The sequence below is a fragment of the Iodobacter sp. BJB302 genome, from assembly GCF_002735645.1.
In the GTDB taxonomy this organism is placed as follows: Bacteria; Pseudomonadota; Gammaproteobacteria; order Burkholderiales; family Chitinibacteraceae; genus Iodobacter.
In genome coordinates, this window is sequence record NZ_PDZG01000128.1 from 1 (window position 1) to 5,540 (window position 5,540).

At 52.4% G+C, this 5,540-nt stretch carries 4 protein-coding genes and 2 pseudogenes; all 6 read right to left on the minus strand.

Features of this window, described 5'->3' with window-relative positions; all coding sequences use genetic code 11:
* Positions 1-835: pseudogene (locus CSQ88_RS23255) on the minus strand (hypothetical protein); the annotation flags it as partial.
* Positions 836-1,401: 566 nt separating this feature from the next.
* Positions 1,402-3,072 (minus strand): energy-dependent translational throttle protein EttA, encoded by a 1,671-nt coding sequence (gene ettA, locus CSQ88_RS21795; RefSeq protein ID WP_099400164.1) that lies wholly within the window; start codon positions 3,070-3,072, stop codon positions 1,402-1,404.
* A gap of 390 nt (positions 3,073-3,462) precedes the next feature.
* Positions 3,463-4,248 (minus strand): hypothetical protein, encoded by a 786-nt coding sequence (locus CSQ88_RS21800; RefSeq protein WP_099400165.1) that lies wholly within the window; start codon positions 4,246-4,248, stop codon positions 3,463-3,465.
* Positions 4,241-4,597, minus strand: a complete 357-nt coding sequence (locus CSQ88_RS21805; RefSeq protein WP_143449560.1) for a hypothetical protein — start codon at positions 4,595-4,597, stop codon at positions 4,241-4,243. The genes CSQ88_RS21800 and CSQ88_RS21805 overlap by 8 nt, the downstream gene beginning before the upstream one ends.
* 16 nt (positions 4,598-4,613) lie before the next feature.
* The gene (locus tag CSQ88_RS21810; protein WP_099400167.1) at positions 4,614-4,925 is read right to left on the minus strand and encodes a hypothetical protein; all 312 of its coding nucleotides are present in this window, start codon (positions 4,923-4,925) and stop codon (positions 4,614-4,616) included.
* A 236-nt stretch (positions 4,926-5,161) separates the two neighbouring features.
* Positions 5,162-5,416: pseudogene (locus CSQ88_RS21815) on the minus strand (transposase domain-containing protein); the annotation flags it as partial.
* Positions 5,417-5,540: the final 124 nt, after the last annotated feature.

Here is a 5,540-nt window from a genome sequence, read left to right on the forward strand (position 1 = left end):
CGCCCACGGCAACATTCGCCGCCGAGACGGCCGTCACGGCAGGAATCAAGACGGGTGTACCCGAGGTGGTCGCCACCACCGTGTCGCCACCACCGCCACCACCGCCACCGGTCCATGAAGAATATTGACCACCGAAGCCACCCGCACCAGTGCCGACGCCCGACCCGGCCACGCCCTTCGTCGCAGTTAACCCGCTGACACCACCAGGGCCGCCGTAGCCTGCACTGCCATTCCCGGCATATTGGGCAGCGCCGCCGCCATTGCCATTTGCGCCGCCACCACCGCCGTTGGCACCGCCAGCGCAGCCAGCACCACCGCCGCTATTACCATTGCCTCCTTTGCCACCGGTATTCCCGCCATCGCCACCACCACCGCCACCGCCGCCGCCGCCACCGGCTACCACTATGGTGGAGCCGGTCGTGGAGTTGATCAGGTTGCTTGAGCCCCCTCCACCGCCACCATTAGCTGTTGCCGTGCCGCCGCCACCACCGCCGCCCTGACCACCCACAACAAAGGTCAGCACATCGCCCGGATTGACCGCGACAGTACCGCCCACCGTACCGCCCGAGCCTCCATTGCCCCCTAAACTGCCCGAGCTCGTAGTACTAGCTCCACCGCCTCCACCGGCACCCATAGTTAAAATATTAATAGCGCGGGTTCCAGTAGGTACGGAGCAGGTATAACTGCCTGGGGTGGTGTACATGGTGCCGCTAACGCAATCTGCAGCAGCAGCGCCCATCGACGTTAAAGCGCACGCTGCAAGGGCAACAATTTGTGGCGTACCAATAAAGCCTTGGAAAACATATTTTTTGGGTGTTTTTTCAATATATTGCATATTCACCTCAAGCGATTCATGTGGATGTGTGAGGGAGGGATGGCGGTATGTTTTTGCCAGATACCTCTCAAACGCACGATGTACTGACGACAAACTTGGTCTGGTTTGGCTAAGTCTTGCATTAGTCTTAATTAGGAGCCCATGAGTTGTAATGAAGGCGCCTGAGAAAAGCTTAGATTACTGCGCCAGAAAAGATACCAAATGAATGCTCATTTGGCATAAAAAGTGCTCATCATGCATATAAAAACTTTTACTGTAGTGGTCACCAACATAGGTGGTAACGTTACTACCTTCACGCAGAGGTGTTCATCAGTCGTCGCAGTATTAGCCCGGAATTCAGGTACGAAGCCGCCAGCCTCGTCGGAGGGTGCCAAATGATTGGCTTACGGTTTACTGAAGCAGGTTCATTATTTATGAATGAAGATAAGCAGGCATGTAGTGCAGATGGCGGAGGCATTGCAGAAGTTTTTGGCCGCAGCAGATAAGCCGGTAGGCGTTTGGAATGCTGTTGACGCTGAATCGGTGCAATAAAAAACGGGAAGCCATGGCTTCCCGTTTTGGTTTGTTTAGCGGCTGATTGGCTTGTAGCGAATACGTTTTGGTTTTGCGCCTTCTTCACCCAGACGTTTTTTCTTGTCGGCTTCGTATTCCTGATAGTTGCCGTCAAAGAATTGCCATTTGGAATCGCCTTCACATGCCAGGATGTGTGTAGCAATCCGATCCAGGAACCAGCGATCGTGCGAGATCACCATCACGCAACCGGCGAATTCCAACAGCGCGTCTTCCAGCGCGCGCAGGGTTTCGATATCCAGATCGTTGGATGGCTCATCCAGCAGCAAGACATTGCCACCGGCAATCAGTGTTTTGGCCAGATGCAGGCGGCCGCGCTCGCCGCCGGATAATTGGCTGACAATTTTTTGCTGATCCGCACCTTTAAAGTTAAACCGGCCGATATAGGCGCGGCTGGATGTTTCGTAGCGGCCCACAGTCAGAATATCGTGGCCGCCGGAAATTACTTCAAAGACGGATTTATTGCCATCGCCCAAGGCTTCGCGGTTTTGATCCACATAGGCCATTTTGGTGGTCGTACCGATTTTAACCGTGCCGCTGTCGGGTTGCTCAAGGCCTGCCAGCATTTTAAAGAGGGTGGATTTACCCGCGCCGTTTGGCCCGATAATCCCCACAATTGCGCCAGGTGGTACTTTAAAGCTGAGGTCATCAATCAATAAGCGATCGCCAAAGGCTTTGCTGACGTTTTCGAATTCCACCACTTCATTACCCAGTCGCTCGGCCACAGGAATAAAGATTTCCTGTGTTTCATTACGCTTTTGATAATCCTGGCTATTGAGCTCTTCAAAGCGGGCAATCCGTGATTTGGATTTGGCCTGGCGCGCTTTAGGATTTTGGCGAACCCATTCCAATTCTTTCTTAATGGTTTTTTGGCGGGCTGATTCTTGTGATTCTTCCACTTTTAAGCGGTCTTGCTTTTGATCCAGCCAGCTGGAGTAATTGCCTTTCCAAGGAATGCCGTGGCCGCGATCAAGCTCTAAAATCCATTCGGCGGCGTTATCAAGGAAGTAGCGATCGTGCGTTACGGCCACAACAGTGCCCGGGAAGCGGCAGAGGAATTGCTCGAGCCATTCTACGGATTCTGCATCCAGGTGATTGGTTGGCTCGTCCAGCAGCAACATATCCGGCTTGGATAGCAACAGCTTGCAAAGCGCTACACGGCGCTTTTCGCCACCAGACAGATTGCCAATAATGGCATCCCATGCTGGCAGGCGCAGCGCATCTGCGGCGATTTCTAACTGCAGCTCGGCATTGTCGCCGGATCCGGCAGAAATAATGGCTTCCAGGCGGGCTTGCTCTTCGGCCAGCGCATCAAAATCAGCATCCGGATCGGCATAGGCTACATACACGGCTTCCAGCTTGGCTTGTGCTTCAAAGACTTCGCCAAGGCCGGATTCCACTTCTTCACGCACTGTTTTAAGCGGATCAAGCTGTGGCTCTTGTGGCAGATAGCCGATATTCAGGCCCGGCATTGGCGTGGCTTCGCCAATAATATCTTTATCAATACCGGCCATAATTTTAAGCACGGTCGATTTACCCGAGCCATTTAAACCTAAAACGCCAATTTTTGCGCCTGGGAAAAAACTCAGTGAGATATCTTTTAAAATTTGGCGCTTAGGCGGGACAATTTTCCCAACGCGATTCATGCTGAAAACATATTGAGCCATTTGTTTTCCTTTTATAAGAGGGTAAATAGGGTGTGGGCAGCGAGGTATTTTCTGCCAATGGGCATAAGCATATCATTCATGCCCAATAAACACCGCTTTGGCAGGTGTTTGGGCATAAAAATAGAGCCGCGCAGCGGGCATGGATGCCTTATTCAATGCTATTTAAAGGCGTACCTTCAACCTGCTGGCTCTTTATGGCGGGCGATTAAATTAAATGCAATCTTCTCATCAGGCGAAAACCCAATCCCCATCCGGAGCGCCCCATTTATCCTTGTGAGGATTGCTGCGATTTTGCGGCGGAGGCATCCGTGCAGAAGTACTCTCACCGAAGTGATCGGGCGCGCTAAAGTGAAACGGCGTGAAGTAGCGTGGCCCGAAACAAGATCAAAGTCAGGGTACGGTGTAATCCGAGCAGTCGGGCTCTGGCTTATTTGCAATATAAGCGCGGGCGGCCGGGTCGAAGCGGTACAGCCTCTGGTAGCTGCACTGGGGGTCTGTGAAGGTATGGATGTCGCGCTTGCGAAGAGGCTGCCCAGACAGCGAATCTTTGGATCGCGAAACTGGCCCCGGAAAAGAGGTCGCTTTACTGCGATAGCGCAGCACCGGCAGGCCTGCAGCGTATGCTCCCGTCAGGGCCAGGCTGGCGTTAAAGTTATATAAATCGTGGCAGACACCGGCACGCTGCTTCATGTTGTGCTCGCTAAAGCATGCCCTGATCAACACGCTGGCGCTCTGCAGCACCTCAAACGGCGCCTGGTCTGGCAAAAAGGCGATGAGGTGCAGGGTGGTTGAGCTCGCCCCGCCGCCAGAATACATGCCGCGCAGTTCTGTCTCTGCGCCTGCCAGAATGCCATCCCCGAAACGGATCAGCTTTGGCCACAGCTGCAGTGAAGCATCTGCATTTGGGGATACCAGCTCTGCTAAGCGGTAGCGCGAGTACAACGGATTGCGCTGGCCGCCAGTAAGGCTTAATACCTTGCCACCGGCCTCGCTACTGGCGCACGCTTCACCTTCGCAGCCGGGCATGATTTCAACACAGAGCTCGTCCTGCGTACACGCCCGCATTACTGCCGCTTCAGGCTGGCTGACCTTCAGCGAACTCATGCGTGGCGACGCGGCAAAGGCCGTGGATACTGACAAGAACAGCAGTGTTACCAGGGGTATAAATTTAAACATGATCAAAACCAGGAGGGGATGGCGTTTGAAGTGGGGCCTTGTAACACATCTCTTCATGGATAGGGCAGGCGTACTCATCACTGACAACTTCCATATCTGATGGCTCAAGCGCGAGTGAATGAGACGAAGCGTGAGTTTCATCTTTGTGCCACCACTTTTCAATCCATGCGCAACCATATTGATCAACTTCGTATACTAAAAAAATCTCACCTAGCATTGATTCAATTTGTTCTTTTTCCTGAGCATTCATTGCATTGAATATTGATGGTGGAATACGCATTATACGAACGGCGGAACCCGCTGTAACCACGGTTCCTGTGTAGTCTTGAGTCGTTGGATTATTACTCATAGTGCCTTAACAAGATTCAGAGTCCACTTTCATTTGGGTATATGTCCAGTTGCAATTCAATCCTGGCTTCGGCAAGTTTTTGCATCAACCGGGACGAAAAGACTAGTCCATAGTTGCGTATACCGTACAGACTAATAAAGTAATTCAGCTTGCCGCCAGTTGCGTAAAAGTCTGTCAGCTTATCAGCCAACTCAAGTACCGCTGCAGCGGAGTGCTCAAGAAGGTCTTCTAATTGCTGTACTTCGGAAGACACTTTTCCAGGCGCAATACACGCAGACCAATAGCTTTCTGTCCGAATGTCTCCAAGGCGTGCTCCTTTGGGCGTCATCCGTTCCTCACCTGCAATCCAGCCGTGCCGGCGCTCCAGAGAAAATAGGGCTGATAGGAAGGAAAGATCTTGACTCGGGTGGTTTGCACGAAGTGAGGCGGTGTATGTGTATGGGTACATTTGCACTTTAATGTTGAAGCTGACCGGCTTTGCGCAGCTTGATGCTCAAGGGCCGGTTAACTGAATGTTTAGTGATTTGACGGTAAGCGCTCAGCCCTCCCACCTAGCCAGCTGCTTTAGCCTTCGTTATCTTGTGGGTTCTGATCTTTAACAAATGGCAGCAGCTCGTCAATTCGGCTATTGGGCCAAGTCGGGAGTTTTTCTAATGTTTCTGTCAGCCACATCAGCGGCTCAATCCCGTTTAGTTTGGCGGTGCCCAGTAAGGTTTGGATCGCGGCGGCGCGGTGCCCGCTTTGCTCGCTGCCGGTAAATAGCCAGTTTTTCTTGCCAATGGCAATCGGGCGGATGGCATTTTCAACGGGGTTGTTATCCCCCTGTGTCAGGATAGTTGAGATACTCCCTTTTCAGGGATTCTAACTTACTCAGGGGGCTGGTTACTTATCATGTCGCGTATTCCCAAGGCTCGTAAAGATGCCATTTTAAGCAAAATGCTTG